At 58.9% G+C, this 22,294-nt stretch carries 19 protein-coding genes and 1 other annotated feature; of the genes, 9 read left to right on the forward strand and 10 right to left on the reverse strand.

What is annotated here, in order from left to right; translation table 11 throughout:
- Nucleotides 1–6 precede the first annotated feature (6 nt).
- The gene (locus AB5Y67_RS10805) at nt 7–279 is read right to left on the reverse strand and encodes an acylphosphatase (protein ID WP_005336733.1); all 273 of its coding nucleotides are present in this window, start codon (nt 277–279) and stop codon (nt 7–9) included.
- A gap of 82 nt (nt 280–361) precedes the next feature.
- Between AB5Y67_RS10805 and AB5Y67_RS10810 the strand changes: the two genes are divergently transcribed.
- Complete coding sequence (locus AB5Y67_RS10810) at nt 362–1,792, forward strand: methyl-accepting chemotaxis protein (protein ID WP_199427965.1); 1,431 nt, start codon at nt 362–364, stop codon at nt 1,790–1,792.
- Nucleotides 1,793–1,921: 129 nt separating this feature from the next.
- On the opposite strand, the gene AB5Y67_RS10815 is transcribed toward AB5Y67_RS10810, so the two are convergent.
- Entirely contained in the window at nt 1,922–3,490 is a 1,569-nt protein-coding gene (locus tag AB5Y67_RS10815) for a flagellin (RefSeq protein WP_190973241.1), read from the reverse strand.
- A gap of 295 nt (nt 3,491–3,785) precedes the next feature.
- Between AB5Y67_RS10815 and AB5Y67_RS10820 the strand changes: the two genes are divergently transcribed.
- Both AB5Y67_RS10820 and AB5Y67_RS10825 read left to right on the forward strand, forming a co-directional pair.
- Nucleotides 3,786–4,979: a class I SAM-dependent methyltransferase gene (locus AB5Y67_RS10820; protein WP_199427966.1), complete on the forward strand. Its 1,194-nt coding sequence runs from the start codon at nt 3,786–3,788 to the stop codon at nt 4,977–4,979.
- A 348-nt stretch (nt 4,980–5,327) separates the two neighbouring features.
- On the forward strand, nt 5,328–6,512 hold the full coding sequence (locus AB5Y67_RS10825; protein ID WP_199427967.1) for an acyltransferase: 1,185 nt from the start codon (nt 5,328–5,330) through the stop codon (nt 6,510–6,512).
- A gap of 34 nt (nt 6,513–6,546) precedes the next feature.
- On the opposite strand, the gene AB5Y67_RS10830 is transcribed toward AB5Y67_RS10825, so the two are convergent.
- Nucleotides 6,547–6,975: a GNAT family N-acetyltransferase gene (locus AB5Y67_RS10830; protein WP_150389073.1), complete on the reverse strand. Its 429-nt coding sequence runs from the start codon at nt 6,973–6,975 to the stop codon at nt 6,547–6,549.
- A 405-nt stretch (nt 6,976–7,380) separates the two neighbouring features.
- Between AB5Y67_RS10830 and selD the strand changes: the two genes are divergently transcribed.
- From selD to AB5Y67_RS10845, 3 genes are read left to right on the forward strand one after another with little or no spacing between them, the layout of a single operon-like run.
- Nucleotides 7,381–8,418 (forward strand): selenide, water dikinase SelD, encoded by a 1,038-nt coding sequence (gene selD, locus AB5Y67_RS10835; RefSeq protein ID WP_064336017.1) that lies wholly within the window; start codon nt 7,381–7,383, stop codon nt 8,416–8,418.
- The gene (gene mnmH, locus AB5Y67_RS10840) at nt 8,415–9,530 is read left to right on the forward strand and encodes a tRNA 2-selenouridine(34) synthase MnmH (protein WP_199427968.1); all 1,116 of its coding nucleotides are present in this window, start codon (nt 8,415–8,417) and stop codon (nt 9,528–9,530) included. The genes selD and mnmH overlap by 4 nt, the downstream gene beginning before the upstream one ends.
- Nucleotides 9,531–9,552: 22 nt before the next feature.
- Nucleotides 9,553–10,197: an MBL fold metallo-hydrolase gene (locus tag AB5Y67_RS10845; RefSeq protein ID WP_199415807.1), complete on the forward strand. Its 645-nt coding sequence runs from the start codon at nt 9,553–9,555 to the stop codon at nt 10,195–10,197.
- Nucleotides 10,198–11,006: 809 nt separating this feature from the next.
- Here AB5Y67_RS10845 and rnd read toward each other — a convergent pair.
- The 7 genes from rnd to AB5Y67_RS10880 all read right to left on the reverse strand — a co-directional run bounded on the left by rnd (nt 11,007) and on the right by AB5Y67_RS10880 (nt 18,649).
- Entirely contained in the window at nt 11,007–12,119 is a 1,113-nt protein-coding gene (gene rnd, locus AB5Y67_RS10850) for a ribonuclease D (RefSeq protein ID WP_058059758.1), read from the reverse strand.
- 108 nt (nt 12,120–12,227) lie between these two features.
- Nucleotides 12,228–13,904 (reverse strand): long-chain-fatty-acid--CoA ligase FadD, encoded by a 1,677-nt coding sequence (gene fadD, locus AB5Y67_RS10855; protein ID WP_085942148.1) that lies wholly within the window; start codon nt 13,902–13,904, stop codon nt 12,228–12,230.
- Nucleotides 13,905–14,102: 198 nt separating this feature from the next.
- Nucleotides 14,103–14,981: an alpha/beta fold hydrolase gene (locus AB5Y67_RS10860; protein ID WP_199427969.1), complete on the reverse strand. Its 879-nt coding sequence runs from the start codon at nt 14,979–14,981 to the stop codon at nt 14,103–14,105.
- A gap of 8 nt (nt 14,982–14,989) precedes the next feature.
- Nucleotides 14,990–15,505, reverse strand: a complete 516-nt coding sequence (locus AB5Y67_RS10865; RefSeq protein ID WP_021230054.1) for a Slp family lipoprotein — start codon at nt 15,503–15,505, stop codon at nt 14,990–14,992.
- A 119-nt stretch (nt 15,506–15,624) separates the two neighbouring features.
- Nucleotides 15,625–16,326, reverse strand: a complete 702-nt coding sequence (gene tsaB / locus AB5Y67_RS10870) for a tRNA (adenosine(37)-N6)-threonylcarbamoyltransferase complex dimerization subunit type 1 TsaB (RefSeq protein WP_180349466.1) — start codon at nt 16,324–16,326, stop codon at nt 15,625–15,627.
- A 90-nt stretch (nt 16,327–16,416) separates the two neighbouring features.
- The gene (locus tag AB5Y67_RS10875; protein WP_139461532.1) at nt 16,417–18,336 is read right to left on the reverse strand and encodes an ATP-dependent DNA helicase; all 1,920 of its coding nucleotides are present in this window, start codon (nt 18,334–18,336) and stop codon (nt 16,417–16,419) included.
- 67 nt (nt 18,337–18,403) lie between these two features.
- Complete coding sequence (locus tag AB5Y67_RS10880) at nt 18,404–18,649, reverse strand: hypothetical protein (RefSeq protein ID WP_005352171.1); 246 nt, start codon at nt 18,647–18,649, stop codon at nt 18,404–18,406.
- A gap of 187 nt (nt 18,650–18,836) precedes the next feature.
- Nucleotides 18,837–18,961 (forward strand) — a sequence feature (His leader region).
- Nucleotides 18,962–18,989: 28 nt separating this feature from the next.
- On the opposite strand from AB5Y67_RS10880, the gene hisG reads away from it, so the two are divergent.
- From hisG to hisC, 3 genes are read left to right on the forward strand one after another with little or no spacing between them, the layout of a single operon-like run.
- Nucleotides 18,990–19,886 (forward strand): ATP phosphoribosyltransferase, encoded by an 897-nt coding sequence (hisG, locus tag AB5Y67_RS10885; protein WP_151285979.1) that lies wholly within the window; start codon nt 18,990–18,992, stop codon nt 19,884–19,886.
- Between the two features lie 12 nt (nt 19,887–19,898).
- A complete protein-coding gene (hisD, locus tag AB5Y67_RS10890; protein ID WP_199427970.1) occupies nt 19,899–21,224 on the forward strand; it encodes a histidinol dehydrogenase in 1,326 nt (441 codons plus the stop codon).
- Entirely contained in the window at nt 21,221–22,291 is a 1,071-nt protein-coding gene (hisC, locus tag AB5Y67_RS10895; protein WP_199427971.1) for a histidinol-phosphate transaminase, read from the forward strand. The genes hisD and hisC overlap by 4 nt, the downstream gene beginning before the upstream one ends.
- The last annotated feature ends 3 nt before the right edge of the window (nt 22,292–22,294 follow it).

Below are 22,294 nucleotides of genomic sequence, written 5' to 3' on the forward strand. Positions count from 1 at the left end.
GCCCCTTCAGTTGGTGTGAAAGCCCTGACCGGTGGGCGGCAGCGCCTCTTCATACTCCATCCGGGTCACTCTGGCGGTGCGCGGGCCATGCTCCAGCCAACCCAGCATCATCTGCACCTCCTGCGCGGGGCCGCTGATGAGGATCTCCACCGAACCATCCTCCAGGTTGTAGGCATGGCCCCGCAAACCCAGTTGCAGCGCCCGCTCACGGGTGAAATAGCGAAATCCCACCCCCTGCACCTGCCCCCACACCCGAATGACAAACGATTGCTCTCCCATTTCTCACACCTTCTGCTTAAGAAAAAAATTCCCGAGACGATAATGTGCCCGACACTCTATCTCTGCAGGATGCAGCTCCATTATGAAAGAAGTTAAATTCCGGTGGGTTGACCGCTATCTCATTCACCTCACCATCAGTGAAAAATTCCATATCGCGTTCTGGTTACCTCTCTTCATCATCGCCTTTCTCAGCTGGTATATGCTGGCGGCCAGCCATCAGCAGGAGATCTCCCTGCGGGTAGCGCAGTTGCAGCAACGGGTCGAGACCACGGCGCAGCTGGTCAGCCAGCAGCCAACTCTGGTGTTGCCTGCTGACCTGCGTCTGACCCGGCAAGGCAGCAACGGGTTGCAGCAGCAAGGAGATCACTACCTCTTTAGCGCGCCAGCAGGTCAGGCAGGCTACGTCACCGGTGAGCTCGATACCGGCAACCTCTCCATGTGGGAGGGTCAGGGCTCGACCCTGCTCCTCATCGGCGCGCTGGCCGCCCTGATGGCGCTGGTGATCCACTACATGATGACCTTTGTCTCCGGTGCGCTCTACTCCACCAACAAGGCGCTGCAAACCGTGGCGGACGGGGATCTCACCTTCCGACTCAACTTCTTCCCGGTGCGGGACGAGTTCTCCACCCTGGCGGGCAGCATCGACCGATTTACCGACCGCCAGCACCAGATCGTCAAACTGGTGGAGGAGTCTGCCGAAGCGCTGACCCTGGCCGCCGACGAGTTTCGTGACCATGCCCGCGAAGGCGAGACCATGGCGCGTTCCCAGCGCCAGCACATGGATTCACTGGCCACTGCCATGGAGCAGATGTCGGCAGCGATCCGCGAAGTGGCGCGCAATGCCAACGACACCCTGCAGCAGACCCGCCAGTCGAGCGAAGAGGCAGCCAATGGCGCCAACCGGGTAGCCCGCACCATCGAAGCGATCCGTACCCTGGCCGACGAGATTGGCAACGCCTCCGGCGCGGTCGAGCGGCTCACCCACAACGCCAACCGGATCAACGAGGTGGTCAACGTCATCAACGCCATCTCCCAGCAAACCAACCTGCTGGCCCTAAACGCCGCCATCGAAGCGGCCCGTGCCGGTGAGCAGGGTCGCGGCTTTGCGGTGGTAGCTGATGAGGTGCGTACCCTCGCCAGCCGTACCCAACAGGCGACGGTAGAGATCCAGCAGATGATCGAAGAGCTGCAGACCGGTACCGGCGCGCTGAACGAGATCATGGAAAAGACTGTAGGGCGCGCTGCCAGCAGCCAGCAGCTCATCAGCGAAGTGGGGCTCGATATCGAAAAACTGAGCAACCACAGCGATGCGGTGCTGGAGATGAGCACCCAGATCGCTACCTCGAGCGAAGAGCAAAGCTCGGTTGCCGCCGAGATCACCCACAATCTCGATCAAGTGCGCCATGAGGCGGCGCAGGTGGAGGAGTCGGCCAGCGCCTCGGTGGCCGGCACGCAAGGGCTCAAAGCCACCGCCAGCGAGCTGACCCAGGCACTCAAGGGGATCACTCTCTGACGCTGCCGAATAGCATCCGGCAACAAGAAGCAATAAGAAAAGAGGCCACCCATTGGGTGGCCTCTTTGTCTTTATGGATAGTGACCATGAATGATAGCGACCAATTGCTATGCCGGCTGGCAGTCCCGCTCAGGATTGCAGCAAACTCAGGGCCGCATTGGGGCGACTGTTTGCCTGACTCAAAATCGAAGCACTCGCCTGCTGCAAGATTTGGGTGCTGACCAAGCGCGCCGATTCCACAGCCATGTCGGCATCCCGGATCCTTGAGCGGGCAGCGCTGAGGTTCTCATTGGCATTGGCCAGATTGCGTACCCGTGAATCCAGCGCATTGGCTTGGGCACCGAGCCGAGCGCGCTGAACACCCAGCTGTTTCATACCCACATCCAGGGTTTTGATGGCCCTGCTGGCGTTGTCTTCACTAAGAACATCAATATTATCAACGGTATATTTCTTCTTGTCCTCTTGATAAAAGCCAAGCGCATGCAAGCTGGATCCCTGCATATCAATATTGGAATACTTGTCGCCTGATGAGCGCAGCTCCATCTGACCGATATACGTCGTCGATGTAACATCGGGTAACAGAGAGCTCAGAGAGGAACTACTGATCACCGGAGGCGCCGGTGGTGCTGGTTGCGGAGGGGGGGTTGTGCCATTGGCCAGCGCAAGGCTGTTGCCCTGAGCGCTATGCATGGTCAATGAATTGCTGGCGGGATTGCTGTTGTTGGAGGCACTCACATAAAAACCCAGACCTGCCGATTGCGCAGTACTGTTGATGCGTTGAACCACGGTTGCCATGATGGCACTATTTTTTGCTGTCGGATTGACCGGATCCCATCCGGTCATATCAATGCCTGTGGTCAAATCCACAGAGTGACCCGCCACATCGATATAGGAGGGTAATGCGGATAAATCGACCGCGGAGGCGACAGAAAATGGCAGTTGTTGCGCTTGTACCGGCCCCTGATTATTGGGAAAGGTGGTGCCATTAATATCTGCCACGAACGCTTCCAGGGTTGAATAGTCCTTGTCAAAAGTGACGCCATTAAGGGTGATAGGCTGAGATGAAAGCTTGAGATCAGCAATGTCATACGCCCCTGGCTTGCTTCCTGCCGGACTGCGCGCTCGCCACTCCATCTCCCCCAGATTTTTGGTCTGGGCATTGAGATCGGTAATGACGGTATTCTGTCCTGCATAGGCACCGACCAAGAAGATACCTTCGTAACTCCCCGCCAGCAGATCCTGTCCGGCAAACCGGGTACCTGTGGCAATCCGGTCCATCTCCAACTGCAGTTGCTTGAACTCAGCATTCAGGGCTACGCGATCCTCTGCCGTATTGGCACCGCTTCCCGACTGCAGTGCCAGGGTGCGCATCCGCTGCATCAGGTTCACCGACTCATCAAGCGCCCCATCGGCGACGTTGATCACCGAGATCCCATCATTGGCGTTGCGAATAGCGGTGTTGGTCCCGTTCACTTCACTGGTGAGGCGATTACTGATCTGCAAGCCTGCAGCATCATCAGCGGCACTGTTGATGCGCAAGCCGGATGAGAGTCGTCGATATACCGAATCCAGCATGTTGGATGATTGACCAAGATGGCGAGAAGCATTGAGGGCAGAAATATTGGTAGCGATGGAGAGGGACATGGACAGCTCGATACAGGAAAGATTCAAAATGGTCTTCCCCACTATCGACATCATCAAATGACTCTTTAGCGAAAATCACTATAAAGTAAGGTTAAAACGCTTTATTGACTACATTGTGCACACATATCGACCAGGGCTGAACAAAAAAAACAAGCATAACCAACTGTGGCATATAAGATAAACAGCGTGAAACGCCAACATTGAGATTCTGCAAATCTTGCATATGCAACACTCGGGCGTTGTCCAGACGTACAATTCGTCACTCTGCCATATACCAGCAAAGGCTGGCTTAGCCGCAATATTGCACATAGAATGTGGCCCCTTTTCTTTCTACCATCGGCAAACATCCATGAGCGCTTACATCTATCTCATCAAAGGCCGCGAAAAATCCCTGCTGCGTCGCCACCCCTGGATCTTCTCCAAGGGGATTGAGCGGGTTCAGGGCAACCCCATTGACGGCGATACCGTCGAGATCTATGCCAACGATGGCAAGTGGCTCGCCCGTGGCGCCTGGTCAGGCAGCTCCCAGATCCGTGCCCGGGTCTGGACCTTCGACAAGGATGAGACCGTCGATCTCGACTTCTTTATCCGTCGTCTCAAATATGCGCAGGAGTCTCGCGATCCGCTGATCAAGCGTCAGGGTCTCACCGGTTATCGCCTCTGCGCCGCCGAATCCGACGGCCTGCCGGGTCTGACCATCGACCGTTATGCCGATTTTCTGGTGTGCCAGATCCTCTCTGCCGGTGCCGAGTTCCAGCGTGAGCTGATAACGCAAGCACTGCGAACCCTCTACCCAGAGTGCAGCATCTATGAGCGCTCCGATGTGGCAGTGCGCAAGAAGGAAGGGCTGAAAGAGCGCACCGGTGTCATCTATGGCGAGACCCCGAACGAGCCGGTGGTCATCGAGGAGAATGGCGGCGTCAAGATCCTGGTGGATATTCGCAACGGCCACAAAACCGGTTTCTATCTGGATCAGCGGGATAACCGTCAGGCGGCAGCCAAGTACACCGAAGGCAAGCGGGTGCTCAACTGCTTCTGCTACACCGGCGGTTTTGGCGTCTATGCCCTCAAGGGCGGCGCCAAGGAAGTGGTCAACGTCGATCTCTCCCAGAATGCGCTGGATATTGCCCGCCAGAATGCCGAGCTGAACGGGCTGGATACCAGCAACACCCAGTTTGTCCGTCACGACGTGTTCAAGCTGCTGCGGGAATATCGTGAGAAGGGCGAGAAGTTCGATGTCATCGTGCTGGATCCGCCCAAGTTTGCCGAGAGCAAGGCCCAGCTGCTGGGTGCCTGCCGCGGCTACAAGGACATCAACATGCTGGCGTTCCAGCTGCTGGCACCGGGTGGCGTGCTCTTGACCTACTCCTGCTCCGGCCTGATGGAGCAGAGTCTGTTCCAGAAGATCGTTGCCGATGCGGCGCTCGACGCCGGTCGCGATGCCCAGATCCTGGAGCTGCTCTCCCAGGCCTCTGATCACCCTATCGGTACCGCCTATCCGGAAGGCTTCTACCTCAAGGGGTTGGTGGTACGCGCCCGCTGATCGGTCGTCATCTTCCCTTGTGATCAATCAGGCCCCTTGCGGGCCTGATTGTTATGCATCGCGCCGTATAGGCCTGAGCCTGACGCTCGCCCCGATTCCCCCTCTCTACTTTATTGGTGTCTCCTCTCTTCCTCTTTCCCTACCTGCTCTCCACAGCTTCTCTGTTTAAATTTCTTTGCACAAAAGCTGCACATTTATGATTTAAATCACACCCGTATGACTCTCTTTTCCGTAGTGTGATCCCGCCTGCGGCAGCCAAGCCGGGGCAACCGCCCCATCAGGATTGATGGACGGTACAACAACAAAAATCGATGTCAGGCCAAGCTGAACATCACAAGGGATCCCGTTATGAATCAATCATTGCCGCTGTTAACGCCGCTGCGGGGCATCGCTGCCCTGATGGTGGTGCTGTTCCATGCCCGCTTGCTGCTCTTTCCCCAGTGGATGGAGTCGATCGCAGGCCACACCCAACTCATCGAGAACGGCTACCTCTGGGTCGATCTGTTCTTTATTTTGAGCGGCGTGGTGCTGGCACATGTCTATGGGGAGGCCTTCACCCGCACGCCCCACACCGTGGGCTATGGCCGCTTTCTCTGGCTGCGGCTGACCCGCGTCTACCCCCTCTATCTTGTGACCCTGCTGTTGCTGGTTAGCTGGGAGCTTTACAAGGCGCGGCACGGGGTGGGCTTCTACGCTGGCCCCCTGTTCAAGATGTGGGAGTGGGAAGGGATGCCGCCTTTCGGTTCCCCCTTCACCCCGGCCGAGGCGCTACCGATCGCCTTCCTGCTGCTACAGGTGGTAACCGATCACGGGTTGACCTGGAACTTCGCAGCCTGGTCGCTCAGCGTGGAGTGGATAAGCTACCTGCTGTTCCCGCTGCTTATTCCGCTAGCGGTGACCCGCAGTCGCTGGAGCCATCTCGCCCCCCTGCTGGCGCTGACGGTGCTGGCCTTTATCGTGCACAGTCGCGGCACCCTGGATGTCACCAGCGGCGCGCTGGCGGTGGGACGCGGGGTGAGTGAATTTGTGCTCGGCCTCTGGCTGCTGCCGAGGGTCAAGGCCGCGCAAGGCTTGCCCATGATGAAGCATGATCTGCCGCTGCTGGTCGCCTTTGTGCTGCCCTTCGCGCTGATGCAGTTCACCATGACGCCGCAGCTGACCCTGCTGCTGATCGCCTCCTACGTGCTGCTGATCTGGATTTCAGCCGCCCAGGGGGAGCGCCAGAGCCCGCTGCTGCGCCTTTTGGATAACCGCTTCACCAACTGGCTGGGGGATCTCTCCTACTCCATCTACCTGCTCCACGCGCTGGTGCTGCTCACCGGCTGCGAGCTCATTCATTATCTGGCGCCGGGGCTCACCGAGTGGTGGTATGGCCAGACCAACCCGCTGCTGGGGGCTGTGGCAACCTTGCTGATGCTGGCGGTGCTGATCGGGCTCTCTTTTTTAAGTTACAACCTGCTGGAGCGGCCACTACAACGGCGCCTGCGCCGCTGGGGCAAGTCACGGCAACCGGCGCTGGAGCGGGCCGGATAAGCTAATCTCGCCCTATCTGGATGAGTTGACGGTTTTATGCCAACTCATCCGGCACCAGTTCATCCAGACTGCTCATCACCCAGGCGCTCGGGTGCTGGCTAAATCCGAGCTTGGGGTAGTACGCCACCGCCTGCGGTGCGGCCAGCAGGATCAGCTTGCAGCCGGGCTGCAATTGCAAAAACGTCTCGCGAATAAGGGCTTTGCCAATCCCCTGCCCCTGCACCGACTCTGCCACCGCCAGATCCGAGAGGTAGCAGCAAAAATGAAAATCGGTCACTGAGCGGGCCACCCCGACCAGGGTCTTGCCCTGCCAGGCGGTGATCAGCAAATTGGCGTTATCCAGCATGCCCTGCAGGGTGGCCGGATGGTCCTGCGGCCGTCTCGCCCCCAGCGAGGTCTGCGCCAACAACGCCGCAAACTGCACCGTGGTGATGGGGTGGTTAACCAAAAATATGGTGGTCACTAAGCTCTCCTGTTGTAGATCGACAGTTGCGTGCTGTTGGTCTCTTTGACGTTCTCTTTGCTGCATCTGTACTGCAATCAATCAGCCTGCGCCGGATCCAGACCGATGACAGGCAAGTGCGGGCAATTCCCTGCTGTTTATGTGAATTCCTGTTCGAACCCCAAGGGGCAAATGTGGCATAATGCCCCGTCCTGTGGCCCTCGGCGGGGCTGCGCTGGCGCACCTTGTCGCCCTTTTCTTCCCCGTCCGGCCTGGCGGTCCTTCATAACTGCCAGTCATCGCTGCCCCTGTTGGCACCGAGGCCACCCATATTTGCGGCTTCTTGTCTTCCTCTCTACAAGGCCGCCCATTGACCAAGACGGCTCCACAGAGCCTCTGCTCTGTTTGCAAATAAAAGGGGTAAGTATGTCTTCCATTCGTCTGACCCAATACAGCCACGGCGCTGGCTGCGGCTGCAAAATCTCTCCCAAGGTACTCGACACCATCCTCAAGAGCCAGATCCCGGGCTTCAACGACCCGACCCTGATCGTTGGCAACAGCAGCAAAGATGACGCGGCCGTGGTCGATATCGGCAACGGTCAGGGCATTGTCTCCACCACCGACTTCTTCATGCCCATCGTCGATGACCCCTTCACCTTTGGCCGCATCGCCGCCACCAATGCCATCAGCGATATCTACGCCATGGGCGGCAAGCCCATCGTTGCCATCGCCATCCTCGGCTGGCCCATCAATACCCTGGCGCCGGAAGTAGCCCAGCAGGTGATCGACGGCGGCCGTCAGGTGTGCCACGAAGCGGGCATTTCGCTGGCCGGCGGTCACAGTATCGATGCCCCAGAGCCCATCTTCGGCCTCGCGGTTACCGGTATCGTGCCCCTTGACGCCATCAAGCAGAACGACACTGCCAAGGTGGGTGACACCCTCTATCTGACCAAGCCCCTCGGTATCGGCATCCTCACCACCGCCCAGAAGAAGGGCAAGCTGAAGCCGGAACACGAACAACTGGCCCCCAATGCCATGTGCACCCTCAACAAGATTGGCCAGCGCTTTGCCGAGCTGCCGGGTGTCCACGCCATGACCGACGTCACCGGTTTTGGTCTGGCTGGCCATCTGCTGGAGATGTGCGAAGGATCCAATGTCAGCGCCCGCCTCGACTTCAAGGCGCTGCCGCTGCTGGACGAGGTGGATTACTACCTCACCGAGGGCTGCGTCCCGGGCGGTACCCTGCGCAACCACGACTCCTACGGCCACAAGCTCGATGCCATGGACGATCGCACCCGCAACATCATGTGCGATCCGCAAACCAGCGGCGGCCTGCTGGTGGCCGTGGGGAAAGAGAGCGAAGCCGAACTGCTCGCCATTGCGCGCGAAGCTGGCCTTGCGCTCTCGCCCATCGGCCAGATCAAGCCCCTTGAGGGCTCCCGCTTTATCGAGATTGTCCAATGAGTGAATTGCCACTGGCCACGGACTACGCCCAACTCTTTTTGGACGATGTGCCGTTGATTGATGTGCGCGCCCCCATCGAGTTCAAGGAGGGGGCCTTCCCCTGCTCGACCAATCTGCCCTTGATGACAGACGATGAGCGCGCCCAGGTGGGGACCTGCTTCAAGAAGCAGGGTCAGGCCGCCGCCATTGAGCTTGGACACAAGCTGGTGGGGGGAGCAGTACGTGCCGAGCGACTCGAAGGCTGGCTGGCGCAATTGCGCCAGCAGCCCGATGCCGTGCTCTACTGCTTTCGCGGCGGCCTGCGCTCGCAAACCGTACAACAGTGGCTGGCTGATGCGGGGGTGACTCGCCCCCGCGTCGCCGGTGGCTACAAGGAGCTGCGCCGCTTCCTGATCGACACCCAGGACAAGGCCTCTGCCGAGTGTCACTGGAGCGTGCTGACCGGCATGACCGGCTCCGGCAAGACCCACATGCTCGATCAGGTGGCCCAGGCGCTCGATCTGGAGGGGCATGCCCATCACAGGGGCTCGTCGTTTGGTCAGCTGCCCGGCGGCCAGCCCAGCAACATCAATTTTGAAAACAACATGGCCATCGAGCTGCTCAAGCGCCGCCATCAGGGCGAGCATGCCTTTGTTGTCGAAGATGAGAGTCGCCTGATTGGCCGCTGCTGCCTGCCCCTCTCCCTCCATGAGGCCATGAGTCAGGCACCGCTGGTGGTGGTAGATGTACCGCAGATCGATCGCGCCGAGCAGATCCGCGAAGATTACGTGCACGATCTCTGGCTGCGCTATCAAGCTATGTATGGCCAAGAAGAGGGATGGCCGCTGTTTGCCGCCTACCTCACCGATGCGCTGGCCCGCCTCAAGCGCCGCCTCGGCGATCAGGCCCACCGTGAGCTGGATGCCCTGATGCAGACCGCTCTCACCGAGCAGGAAAAGAGCGGTGATACCGCGCTGCATCTGGCCTGGATCACCCTGCTGCTGACCCGCTACTACGACCCCATGTATCTCTACCAGCTTGGCAACAAGCAGGAGCGCATCGTGTTTCGCGGTGACAAACAGGCCTGTCTCGACTATTTCGCCGAGCAGCATGCCAGCGCGCTGCGCGACTGACCCATCCCAAGAGAGGAACTCTATGTTGAAATTCGAGGTGATCCCGGTCACCCAGTTCGCCCAGAACTGCTCCCTCATCTGGTGTGACGAGACCCATCAGGCCGCCCTGATCGATCCGGGCGGCGAAGCGGACAAACTGCTGGCTGCCATCGCCAAGCGCGGCCTGACCCTGACTCATATCCTGCTGACCCACGGTCATCTGGATCATGTGGGTGCCGCCGCTGCTCTGCGGGAAAAGACCGGCGTCGCCATCACCGGCCCTCATAAGGAAGACGTCTTCTGGCTCGATATGCTGCCCCAGCAGAGCCAGATGTTCGGCTTCGCCCATACCCCCGCCTTCACGCCGGATCGCTGGCTTGAGCAGGGTGACAAGGTGCAGCTTGGCCAGTGCGAGCTGGATGTCTACTTCTGCCCCGGCCACACCCCGGGCCATATCGTGCTGCTGAGTCAGGCCGAAAAACTCGCCTGGGTGGGCGACGTGCTGTTTGCCGGCAGCATCGGCCGCACCGACTTCCCCCGTGGCGATCACGGTACGCTGATCAAGTCGATCACCGAGACCCTGCTGCCGCTGGGCGACGAAGTCGTCTTTATCCCGGGCCACGGCCCCAGCTCCACCTTCGGTCGCGAGAAGGTGAGCAACCCCTACCTGACCCAGCCTATCTGGTGATCAAAAAAGGCAGCGGTGTTCCGCTGCCTTTTCCTTTTTTCTGAAGTCCTCATTGCTATAGGTACAAGCGAGTCTTTATAATTCACCATGATTTGTCTCTGACCATCAAAACTTGGGAACAAAAATGTATCTTGCTTTAGCTATTGCCATATTGTTATTTATTTTTTTCCTGAAGAAGTCACGAGCCAGATATAGAATCAGAGATTACAAACGCCCAACAATCATTCATGGGATAATAATACTACTCGTTAATATTGCATTTGAAATAATATATAGAGCTGAGTTTGTCCCCATTCAGGCCAGTTACAGCAGCTTACTAACCTATGTACTGCCTCAAGTTATATACTACCTATTGTTGATCACCATTTTTTTAGTTATGGCATATAGATATGGTTTTTTCATATGGCCAGATGATAGAAATGCAATAAATAGACAGCATACAATCAATATCCCTATGTGCTTCTTGTTGACTATTTTTATAGTATGCCCATCTGCCATGCGAAATGGAATTATTGAAGCATCACCATATCTGCATGTTTGCAGTCTTATTGGTAGCGGACTTACCTCTATCTATCTTGTAAGAATTTTCACTATCAAGTTTAACAAGACAATTAATGATATATAACTTTTATTGCCAACACAGTCACGAAAAATAAGCTCGTTTATTTCGAACTCTTGTTCTTGAGCCACAATTATTTGATAAGCGACCGCAAGATATTCTGACATTTTAAATCTTAAATATCCCCTGAAAATAAAAAAATCCCCACCCGAGGGTGAGGATTGATTTATAGGTGCAACCGTCTGGTGGCTTATTGTGCCAGCAGGTGACCGACCAGCTCATGACGCCACCCTTGCAGCAGCATCGGCTTGTCGCTGCGAGCCCGCTCTTCGTCGTTCATCCGCCAGCTCCAGGTGAAGTACTGGTGAATGATCTTCTTGCTGGCAATCAGCTCGGGCGGAATATTGCTCGCCTTGGCCTTCTCTTCCACCATGGCTTTGATGCGCTTGAGCTCGGCCTTGTACTGGGGGAAGTCCACCAGCCGACGAATGGGCTCGGGCCAGCTGTCAGGATCGCTCTGCTGCGCCTTGGCGACAATATCGAGCATCCGCTTGCCGTGGATCTTGATCTCGATGGGCGAGAGGCCGAGCTCGTTGAGATCCCGCAGGGAGGCAGGACGACGCTCTGCCACCTTGAACAGGTGCAGCTCTTTGACCACGAAGTTGAGGGCCAGATCCCGGCGCACCGCCTCTTGCTGGCGCCAGGCGGCCAGCTCACGCAGGATGGCGAGCTCGCGGCGCCCCAGTTGCCAGGCGTTGACGATGTCAAGATATGCCTGACGGGGATCGCTACCCTGGGTCTTGCGGGCGGAGTGGTTTTGGCACTCCTGCTCGAACCAGGCAAACTTGCCGCTTTCCCGCAATTTGGCCATCACTTTCTCGTAGAGCGGCATCAGGTAGAAGACATCCGCTGCCGCGTATTCGAGCTGACGCGGCGTAAGCGGGCGTGCCAGCCAGTCGGTGCGCGCCTGATCTTTTTCCAGCTCGACCCCGAGGAATTCATTCACCAGCGCACCAAAGCCGACCGAGACGCCGTAACCGAGAAAGGCGGTAGCAAGCTGGGTGTCGTGCATCTGGTTGGGCAGGTGGCCAGCCTGATGCTGGATAAGCTCCAGATCTTCGCCAGAGGCGTGCAGGATGGCGATCTGCCCTTCCCTGCCCAGTCGTTGCCAGAGGGCGGAGAGATCCAGGGTAAGCGGATCCAGCAGCGCCAGATGCTCGCCGTCATAGATCTGGAACAGGCCAAGCTGGGGGTAGTAGGTACGGGTGCGAACGAATTCAGTATCGATAGCCAGGGGAACGTCGGCCAGAGAAGCGAGATACTGCTCAAGTTCGTCTTGCTGAGTGATAAGTTGATAGTGCATCTGTGCCTGCGCGGTTGATCAGGGCCAAAAAGAAAAAACCGTGGGATGACCCACGGTTTTGCATAACGACGGTGCTGGTTTGCAGAGGCTTCTGCAGCCACAGTCCGGTTATTGCTTGGCAATCTCCTCGTCGCGCAGTACGCGGCGCAGGATCTTGCCCACATTGGTCTTGGGAAGTTCGTCACGAAATTCTACCAGTTTCGGCACCTTATAGGCAGTCAGATGTTTGCGGCAGTGGGCAATAATCTCGTCCTCCTGCAATTTTGCATCTTTCTTGACCACAAAGATCTTCACCAACTCGCCGGAGACCTTGTGCGGCACACCCACGGCGGCCACTTCCAACACTTTCGGGTGCAGGGCAACGACATCTTCGATCTCGTTCGGATAGACGTTGAAACCGGAGACCAGGATCATGTCCTTCTTGCGGTCAACGATCTTGAAGAAGCCCTGCTCGTCGCACACCGCGATATCACCGGTACAAAGCCAGCCATCCTGCATCACTTCGGCGGTCGCCTCGGGACGCTGCCAGTAGCCCACCATCACCTGCGGGCCGCGCACCTGCATTTCGCCCGGGGTGCCGAGGGCGTGGATCACCTGACCGTTGTCATCTACCAGACGGATCTCGGTAGAGCAGACCGGCAAACCGATAGAGCCGTTGTAATCAGTGAGGTCGTAGGGGCAGACACTCACCAGTGGCGAGCACTCGGTCAGACCATAGCCTTCCAGCAGCGGAGTGTCGGTCAGTGTCTTCCACTTCTCCGCAACCGCGCGCTGCACCGCCATGCCGCCGCCGATGGTGAGCTTGAGCTTGTCAAAGGCGATCCCCTGAAACTCTTCGTTGTTGACCAGCGCATTGAACAGGGTGTTGACCCCGGTAATGCAGGTGAAGGGGTACTTCTTGATCTCTTTGACAAAGCCCGGAATGTCGCGCGGGTTACTGATCAGCAGGTTGTAACCGCCGATACGCATAAAGAGCAGGCAGTTCACGGTCAGGGCAAAGACGTGGTAGAGCGGCAGCGCGGTGACCACGAACTCCTTGCCGCGCTCCAGCATGGGGCCGTAGACGCCGAGGCACTGCTCGACGTTGGCAATCATGTTGCGATGGGTCAGCATGGCCCCTTTGGAGAGGCCGGTGGTGCCACCGGTGTACTGCAGGAAGGCGAGATCGTCGTTGGTGATCTCCGGCTTGATGTACTGCAGGAAACGCCCCTTGGAGAGGGCCTGACGCATGGTGGTGGCGTGGGGCAGATTGTATTTCGGCACCAGCTTCTTGACGTACTTGACCACGAAGTTGACCAAGGTGCCCTTGGCCAGCCCCAAGTTATCCCCCATCCGGGTCAGGATGACGTGCTTGATCGGGGTGTCGTAGACCACCTTTTCCAGGGTATGGGCGAAGTTGGAGACGATGACGATGGCTTTGGCACCGGAATCTTTGAGCTGATGCTCCAGCTCGCGCGGGGTATAGAGCGGGTTGACGTTGACCACGATCATGCCGGCGCGCAGGATGCCGAACACGGCGATGGGGTATTGCAGCAGGTTAGGCATCATCACCGCAACCCGATCCCCTTTCTCCAGCTTCAGCTCGTTTTGCAGGTAGGCAGCAAAGGCGCGGGACTGCTCTTCCAGCCGGCGGTAGGTGATGGTTTGGCCCATGTTGACGAAAGCGGGCTGATCGGCAAACTGGGTCACCGAGGATTCGAACATCTCGACCAGGGAGCTGTATTGGTCTGGATTGATCTCGGCGGGGACCCCTTCCGGATAACGTTTCAGCCAGACTTTTTCCACAAACTTCTCCTGCATAACTAGCACCTGTGCGCTCACTGTGTTGCCTCCATCCCGGTTCACATCCATTTTAATCGGTTGTTTTAAGCTGATGCTCTAATGCCGCACATATTTACACAGCGCAACATCAATTAACAGCAAATTAACAACAGAAAAATGTGAGGGAGAAAACAAACCTGGAATTATTGAAAGCTGGCGATTCTACCGAACTTGACAAAACTTTACGATACAAACGGCCGTATCAACCGAATTTTCCATATGAAAATGGTGGTTTCCACCCAATATGACCCTCTGGATCTGCTGGAAGGCATCCTGACGGGCCTGCCATTGGGCTTCAAGCGCAGCAAAGCCCTGCTCCCCCTGAATCAACAGCACAGGACAACGGATAGCCGCCATCAATGCACGAGCCTGTCCTTCACTCATTCTCAGGGGCGACAGATCCCGCAAACGGGGGTCGCTGCGCCAGTGCCAGCGCCCTGCCCGCTCTTCAAGCTGCCGCTCACAGATAAGACGCACCGCCTGCGACGTGATATCCGCCACTTTGCAACGGGCGGCGACAGCCTCATCGATGGAGGCAAAGCCGTTGGCACTGCGCTCCCGAGTGCGACTGCGGTTTAAAATCGCACGTCGCAGCTGGGCAGGTACCTCCTCATCGGGCTGGCTCAGCGGCCCCAGCCCCTCCAGCATGATCAACCGCTCCACCTGTTCGGGGAACACCCCGGCATAGGCCGAGGCGATCAACGCCCCGAGGGAGTGACCGAGCAGAGTGAAGCGCGACCACCCTGCCGCCTGCACGATCTGGTAGAGATCGTCCAGCCAGTCGACAAAGACATAGGGGGTAGTTTTGTGATCGGAGTGACCGTGCCCCGGCAGATCGACACAGATGAGGTGAAAATCCCACAGATGCGGCGCCAGCGGCAAGAAGCTGGCGCTATTGTCGAGCCAGCCATGCAGGGCGATCAGCAGGGGTTTGCCCTGCTGAGCCTGATCCGCGAGTTGATTCTCAAGCAGGGCCACCTGCCGACCATCTGCCAAGGTGAGCAGACGTTCGTGCAGAGTGCTTTTGATGCTGTTGATCATGGCAAGCCTTAACGACGCAGCGGCCGTCTCGGCCAGAAGGGATCATAGAAGGGGTCGTAGAAGTAGGGGTCCATATAGCGCACCTCCACCTCCTTGACTGGCGGCCACAGCTTGCTGCCCGTCACATTGAGCACAGAGAAGCGGTACTTGTGCTCGCCAATCTGGCTATCAACCGGTTTGCCTATGGTGCCAAGCACAGTCAGGCTGCGCCCCTTGGCGTAGAGGGTCGGATCGACAAAACCCTTCATGATGGCCAGAAAACGGCCCGGGCTCTGCTCGGTCTGCTCCGGCACACCGTTGGACTTGAGCGGCAGATAGACCACTTCAATAACGCTCTGATCCGCTTTGTTGTGCACCGCCGAGATAACGCCGCTCCAGCGGGCCGGTTTGCCCTCCATCCCGCCAAGGGCTGGCTGATAGGCCACCAGCTGGTTTTCAGGCTCATAAGCCAGCTCTTTGGGGACCGAGCTGCAGGCCCCGAGCAGCAGAGCCAGCGCCCCGACCACCATAGTGCGTTTCATCATATCGCTTCTGTTATTACGCATCATGTCACTCTCCTGTTGCCAGCGTGGCCCGTCGGGCTTCCCGCTGGTGTTGCAGCTGATGAGCGGCAAGAGCGACATGACGTCAGGTGCTCCTGCCCTTATTCGCGACCCGGCAGTTTTTTCCAGGTCACCTTGTCACGCAAATAGACCGGCGTCGCCTGTTCAACCGGCACCGCCTCCCCAGCCAACCAGGCCGCGCGGGCCAGCGGCAACATGTCTTCTGCCGCCGGGAAGCGCACCTGGCTCACCGCCAGCTCATCGGCCAGACCACTCAGGGTCTCGCCATAGGTTTCAAAGCCGGTGCCGACGCAGGTCACAGGGCCCGCCAGCTTGCCACGGACGTCAACCAGTGCCGCAGGCTCGCTCACCACCTCGTCCCCCACCAGCTGCATGCGGCCATCAATTAGCTCATAGCGGCCGAAATAGACCTCGTTCATCCGCGCATCGATAGCGGTCAGCACCTGCTGGGCGCCATCCAGTCGATAGGCGCCTTGCGCCATGGCGGCCAGGGTCGAGATGCCAATCAGCGGCACACCCGCACCAAACGCCAGACCTTGCGCCACACTGATGCCGATCCGAACCCCGGTAAAGGAGCCCGGGCCGCGGCCGAACGCGATGGCATCGAGGTCACTCAAACTTATCCCGGCATCCTCTAACACAGCCTGAACCATGGGCAGGATTTTTCGGGTGTGATCCCGTGGCGCCTCCTCCCAGCGGGAGAACAGCTTGTCACCCACCAGCAAGGCGGCGGAGCAGGCTTCGGTGGCGGTATCAACGGCCAGGATCTTCAACTCGTTCATGCTTTCCAATCTCTATAAAATCAGTCAATTACATAACCGGCAAGCGAGATATGCTCACCCGTTGTTCAAATCTGTTAGCTGGCGGCACACTTATTCACCGCGTTCAGTGCGATCGAAAAAACTCCCCAACGTTCCCAACTCCCGGGTGCGAGGGATGGCGGGCAGACTCTTGATAAAGGTGGCGCCGTAAGGCTTGTTGACCATTCGTGGATCACAGATCACCAGCACTCCGTGATCAGTGCGATCACGAATAAGCCGCCCCACCCCCTGTTTGAGGGCAATCACCGCCTTGGGCAACTGCAGCTCGGCGAAGGGATCCCCCCCCTTGAGCTTGCAATCATCCACCCGCGCCTTGAGCAGCGGATCATCAGGGCTGGCAAACGGCAGTTTGTCGATGATAACACACGACAACGCCGCCCCTCGCACGTCGATCCCCTCCCAGAAACTGCTGGTCGCCACCAGCACAGCGCGGCCATTCTCGACAAACTCCTTGAGCAGCCGCTGCTTGTTGTCCTCCCCCTGCAGCAAGACGGTACGGCCAATCTCCCGGCGCAGCACCTCGGCCACCTGACGCATCACCTGATGGCTGGTGCAGAGGAAGAAACAGCCCCCCGGCGTCTTGTTGATAAGCGGGATCATCAGATTGGCCAACTGCTCGCCACGGCCAAAGGCGTTGGGCTCCGGCAGATAGCGGGGCACACAGAGCCGCGCCTGCTCGCCATAGTCGAACGGACTGTCGAGGATCAACTCGGCGCTGCCCGCCAGCCCCAGCTCGGCCTTGAAGTGATCAAACCGCATATCCACCGTCAGGGTAGCGGAGGTGAAGACCCAGGCCACTTCCGGTCTTTGCACCTCGGCACTGAATCGCTCGGCCACCGACAGCGGCGTCAGATTGAGGGTGAAATGAAGCCGTGAGCAGTCGTACCAGTAGGAGAAACCGGTCTGGTTGACCGCCAGCACTTCACCCAGGCGGGTGCGCAGTTCACTGATTCGCTCGAAGGCGTGATCCAGCTGCTCGCCCCGGCCGAGAGCGAGTTTCAGCACCTCGTAGCAAAGCCCGATGGCGTCGTTAAGACGAGCCAGAGCCTGCCCCCAGAGCGGCTGGCGCAGCATGTCGCGGGTATTGCCGCGACCGCCATCCACCCCGAAGGCCAGACGCAGATCCTGACTGGCGATAGCGAGCCGGTCCGCCGCCTTGCCGAGCTGGGCCATGTCGTGGGCCTCGGCCCGATAGGCCAGCTGGATATCCTGCGCCAAATCCTGAATCGTTCGGCTGCCTACCGACTTGCCGAAGTAGTTGGTGGCGATCTCCGGCAGCTGGTGCGCCTCGTCAAACACATAGACTTGCGCCTCCGGCACCAACTCGCCAAATCCGGTGTCTTTCACCGCCATATCGGCGAAGAAGAGGTGATGATTGATCACCACCACCTGGGCATCCATGGCGCGGCGTCGAGCCACCACCAGATGGCAATCGTCGTAATAGGGGCAGTCGCGACCGAGGCAGTTGTCGTTGGTGCTGGTGACGTGGGCGAGGATCTCGGCGTTCTCCTGCAATCCCGGAATATCCCCCACATCGCCGTTATCGGTAGCGGTGGACCAGGATTTGACCTTCACCAGATCGTTCAGGATTTCAGGCTTTTGCAGATGGGATTCGCTCAAGAGCCGGTTCATACGCTCGATGCAGAGATAGTTGCTGCGCCCCTTGAGCAGGGCCACCGGCGGGGTGTAGGAGAGCGCCCCTGTGATGGTCGGGAGATCCCGATAGAAGAGCTGCTCCTGCAGGTTCTTGGAGCCGGTGCTGATCACCACCCGCTTGCCGGATTCCAGCGCAGGGACCAGATAGGCGTAGGTCTTGCCGGTACCTGTTCCTGCCTCCACCAGCAGACGGCCACCACTCTTGATGGCGCGCGCGACCGCTTCGGCCATCTCCAGTTGGGGAGCGCGGGCTTTGAAACCGTCGATATGGCTGGCCAGAGGGCCATCTGGCTTGAACAGGGTCTGGATGGTCAAAAGGGCGTCCCGCAGCAAAAGCGGCCATTATGCCAAAAGCGCGGCAAAAGCGGGACAGATAATCTGCCTAGACGAACAGATCGATCTGATGCTCGGGGTCCGGCTTGTGATCGTCCTCCTCTGCCTTGGGCTGATCACGCTTGGCGGGCGTGCTATACGCCTGCTGGCGCTGCTGGGAGTCACTGTTGTCAGTGCTGGTCTTGCGCAGCTGGTGCTTTTTGCTGATCTGATTTACTTCCCGCTTGATCTCTTCGCTGCCGGGCGCAGCGGGCGCCCGGGGCAAAATGGGGAACAACAGGTCCTGGCTGGGCATGATGGCGACTCCTGCAGGGGTTATTGTCTAGTTATCGACCAGAAAACCGTTTTCGCCACTTTAATCGATCAAATCACATTTTCGGGTTGCATTTTCTGTCAAGGCAGGTAGTTTAAATCAGGCGTCAATTACGACATCTTATTTTGTAAAGGATTGATTACATGAAGTTCACCACCCTGAAGACTCATCACCACCACCATCATCCCGACTAGTCTTTCAGGAGGTTGACTGCTGGAAGACACTTAACTGGTGACTTCCAAAAGGACCGCAAGATTCATAAACCCTCGGAAGCACCCACTTCCGAGGGTTTTTTCGTTTTTGACTAGAAGGAAATCGAGCAATGGAAACACAACGTCTGCGTATCGCCATGCAAAAGTCCGGTCGTCTGAGCCAGGACTCCCAAGCCCTGTTCAAGAGCTGTGGCCTGAAAATCAACCTGCGCGAGCAGCGACTTATCGCCCATGTCGAGAACATGCCCATCGATATCCTGCGGGTGCGTGATGACGACATCCCGGGTCTGGTGATGGAAGGGGTGGTCGATCTTGGCATCATCGGCGAAAACGTGCTGGAAGAAGTGCAGCTTATTCGCGCCTCACAGGGCCTCCCCTTCGAGGTCAAAACCCTCAAGCAGCTGGACTTTGGTGGCTGCCGCCTTTCGCTGGCGGTGCCGGAAGATGTGAACTACACAGGGCCAGCGAGCCTTGCCGGCAAGCGCATCGCCACCTCCTACCCCGGGTTGCTCAAGCGCTTCTTTGACGACAAGGGGCTCGGCTTCAAGAGCGTGATGCTGGGCGGCTCGGTGGAAGTGGCGCCGCGCGCGGGTCTGGCTGATGCCATCTGCGATCTGGTCTCCACCGGTGCGACCCTGGAAGCTAACGGCCTGAAAGAGGTAGAGGTGATCTACCGCTCCAAGGCGGTGCTGGTACAGGCCCCCAACCCCTTGTCCGATGCCAAGCAGAAGCTCATCGACAAACTGCTGCCCCGCATTCAGGGGATGCAGCAGGCCCGCGAGAGCAAATACATCATGCTGCACGCCCCCAAAGACAAGCTCGATGCCATCACTGATCTGCTACCGGGTGCCGAGCGCCCCACCATCATGCAACTGGCCGGTGACACCAATCAGGTGGCCCTGCACGTCGTCTCCAGCGAGACCCTGTTCTGGGAGACCATGGAGCAGCTCAAGGCCCTCGGTGCCAGCTCCATTCTGGTGCTGCCCATCGAAAAAATGATGGAATAAGGAAGGGATATCATGCAGACCCTGATCTGGAAGACCCTTTCCCCCGCCCAGCAGGCCGACGTGCTGACCCGACCCGCCCTCAATGACGAGGCCGATATCGGCCTCGTGGTACGGGATATCATCGCTGCAGTGCGTAGCCGTGGCGATGAGGCCCTGCGCGAGCTGAGCCAGCGCTTCGAGCGCGCTCCCCGTGAGCGGTTGCGCGTCAGCGAAGATGAGATTGAAGCCGCCTGCGCGCGGCTGGATGACAACATCAAAAATGCCATCGAAGCGGCCATTGCCAACATTCGTACCTTTCATGCCGCACAAGTGCAGCCGGTGGTACGGGTGGAGACCCAACCCGGGGTGGTATGCGAGCTGCGCACCCAGCCCATCAGTCGGGTCGGCCTCTATGTGCCGGGGGGCAGCGCGCCGCTCCCCTCCACCGTGATGATGCTGGCCATTCCGGCCGCCATAGCCGGTTGCCGTGAAGTGGTGCTCTGCACCCCGTCTCCGGCGAGCGACGAGATCCTGTTTGCCGCCCGCGCCTGCGCCGTCGAGAAGGTGTTCGCCATCGGCGGCGCCCAGGCCATCGCGGCGATGGCTTACGGCACCGAGAGCATTCCCAAAGTGGACAAGATCTTCGGCCCGGGCAACGCCTATGTGACCGAAGCAAAGGGGCAGGTTTCCCGCGACTGGCGCGGCGCTGCCATCGACATGCCCGCAGGCCCCTCCGAGGTACTGGTGATTGCCGACGAGAGCGCCAACCCGGCCTTCGTGGCGGCTGATCTGCTCTCCCAGGCCGAGCACGGCCCCGACAGCCAGGTGGTGCTGGTGACCACCTCGCCGCTGCTGGCCGATGCCATCGCAGGGGAAATAAAAAGCCAGCTGGCCAAATTGAGCCGCCGCGATATCGCCGCGCAGGCGCTCGGCAGCAGTCTGGTGATCCTCTGTGACGATCTGGCCGAGGCGTGTGCCATCTCCAACGCCTACGCGCCGGAACACCTGATCGTGCAGACCCGAGCCCCCCGCGACCTGCTGGATAAACTCGAGAACGCCGGTTCCATCTTTCTGGGAGCATGGACCCCCGAGTCGGTCGGCGATTACGCCAGCGGCACCAATCACACTCTGCCCACCTACGGCTATGCCCGCACCTGCTCCAGCCTTGGCCTTGCCGATTATCAGCGCCGCTACACGGTGCAGGAGCTGAGCGAGCGCGGCATTCAGGGCCTTGGCCCTATCGTCGAGCGTATCGCCCAGGCCGAGGGGCTCGATGGCCACAAGAACGCCGTGACGCTGAGATTGAACGCCCTGGCCGCCGCGCCCCAGCCAACAGCACAGCAGAAGGATTTGTTATGAGTATTGCCAATCTGGCGCGCCGCGTGGTGCGGGCCCTCACCCCTTATCAATCTGCCCGCCGCATCGGCGGCAAGGGCCACGTCTGGCTCAATGCCAACGAAGCACCGCTGGCCTATCCCTTCACCATCGAGGGGAGCCGCCTCAACCGCTACCCCGAGTGCCAACCGGCCGAGGTGGTGAACGGCTATGCCGCCTATGCCGGGGTCAATCCGGATCAGGTGCTGGTGAGCCGCGGCGCCGACGAGGCCATCGAGCTGCTTATTCGCACCTTCTGCGAAGCGGGTGAAGATCAGATCCTCATCTGTCCGCCCACCTACGGCATGTACGCCATCAGCGCCGAGACCTGTGGCGTCGGTATCGTCGAACAGCCGCTGACCGCCAGCCGCCAGCCGGACTGGCCCGCCATCGCCGATCGCCTCAGTGACGTGAAACTGGTTTTTCTCTGCTCCCCCAACAACCCCACCGGGGATCTGGTGGGGCGTGACGGCCTCATCGCTTTGCTGGAAAAAGCCCGGGATCGCGCCATCGTGGTGGTGGACGAGGCCTATATCGAGTTCTGTCCCGAGGCATCCGTGGTGGATCTGCTGGCCCGCTTCCCCAATCTGGTGGTGACCCGCACCCTCTCCAAGGCTTTTGCCCTGGCGGGGATCCGCTGCGGCTTTACGCTGGCAAGCCCCGAGGTGATCGCCATGCTGGCCAAGGTGATCGCCCCCTATCCCATCCCCGAGCCCATCGCCCAGATCGCGGCGCAGGCCCTCTCCCCCATGGGGCTGGAGCTGATGCGCGAGCGAGTGGTAGAGCTCAATAAGCAAAAAGCCGCCTTCAAGGCAGAGCTGGCAACGCTTGCCTGCGTAAGGGAAGTATTCGAAGACAAGGGCAACTTCGTGCTGGTGCGCTTTGTGGATGGCGCCGCCGTCTTTGCCGCCATGAAGGCCGCCGGCATCATATTGCGGGATTTCTCCAGCAAGCCGGGTCTGGACAACAGCATTCGCGTCACCATCGGCTATCAGGGCGAGATGGATGCCGTGCTGGCGGTACTGCGTGATCTGCCCTCTCCCACTTTGTAAGAC

Source organism: Aeromonas sp. s12 (assembly GCF_040907925.1).
Taxonomy (GTDB): domain Bacteria; phylum Pseudomonadota; class Gammaproteobacteria; order Enterobacterales; family Aeromonadaceae; genus Aeromonas; species Aeromonas veronii.

Excerpts from the sequence above, each read along its gene's own strand:
- selD (WP_064336017.1), top strand. The coding sequence starts at position 7,381 with ATGTCTTCCATTCGTCTGACCCAATACAGCCACGGCGCTGGCTGCGGC.
- AB5Y67_RS10825 (WP_199427967.1), top strand. The coding sequence starts at position 5,328 with ATGAATCAATCATTGCCGCTGTTAACGCCGCTGCGGGGCATCGCTGCC.
- AB5Y67_RS10820 (WP_199427966.1), top strand. The coding sequence starts at position 3,786 with ATGAGCGCTTACATCTATCTCATCAAAGGCCGCGAAAAATCCCTGCTG.
- hisD (WP_199427970.1), top strand. The coding sequence starts at position 19,899 with ATGCAGACCCTGATCTGGAAGACCCTTTCCCCCGCCCAGCAGGCCGAC.
- AB5Y67_RS10815 (WP_190973241.1), bottom strand. The coding sequence starts at position 3,490 with ATGATGTCGATAGTGGGGAAGACCATTTTGAATCTTTCCTGTATCGAG.
- AB5Y67_RS10805 (WP_005336733.1), bottom strand. The coding sequence starts at position 279 with ATGGGAGAGCAATCGTTTGTCATTCGGGTGTGGGGGCAGGTGCAGGGG.
- AB5Y67_RS10865 (WP_021230054.1), bottom strand. The coding sequence starts at position 15,505 with ATGATGAAACGCACTATGGTGGTCGGGGCGCTGGCTCTGCTGCTCGGG.
- AB5Y67_RS10810 (WP_199427965.1), top strand. The coding sequence starts at position 362 with ATGAAAGAAGTTAAATTCCGGTGGGTTGACCGCTATCTCATTCACCTC.
- hisC (WP_199427971.1), top strand. The coding sequence starts at position 21,221 with ATGAGTATTGCCAATCTGGCGCGCCGCGTGGTGCGGGCCCTCACCCCT.
- rnd (WP_058059758.1), bottom strand. The coding sequence starts at position 12,119 with ATGCACTATCAACTTATCACTCAGCAAGACGAACTTGAGCAGTATCTC.
- AB5Y67_RS10880 (WP_005352171.1), bottom strand. The coding sequence starts at position 18,649 with ATGCCCAGCCAGGACCTGTTGTTCCCCATTTTGCCCCGGGCGCCCGCT.
- AB5Y67_RS10845 (WP_199415807.1), top strand. The coding sequence starts at position 9,553 with ATGTTGAAATTCGAGGTGATCCCGGTCACCCAGTTCGCCCAGAACTGC.
- hisG (WP_151285979.1), top strand. The coding sequence starts at position 18,990 with ATGGAAACACAACGTCTGCGTATCGCCATGCAAAAGTCCGGTCGTCTG.
- mnmH (WP_199427968.1), top strand. The coding sequence starts at position 8,415 with ATGAGTGAATTGCCACTGGCCACGGACTACGCCCAACTCTTTTTGGAC.
- AB5Y67_RS10860 (WP_199427969.1), bottom strand. The coding sequence starts at position 14,981 with ATGATCAACAGCATCAAAAGCACTCTGCACGAACGTCTGCTCACCTTG.
- tsaB (WP_180349466.1), bottom strand. The coding sequence starts at position 16,326 with ATGAACGAGTTGAAGATCCTGGCCGTTGATACCGCCACCGAAGCCTGC.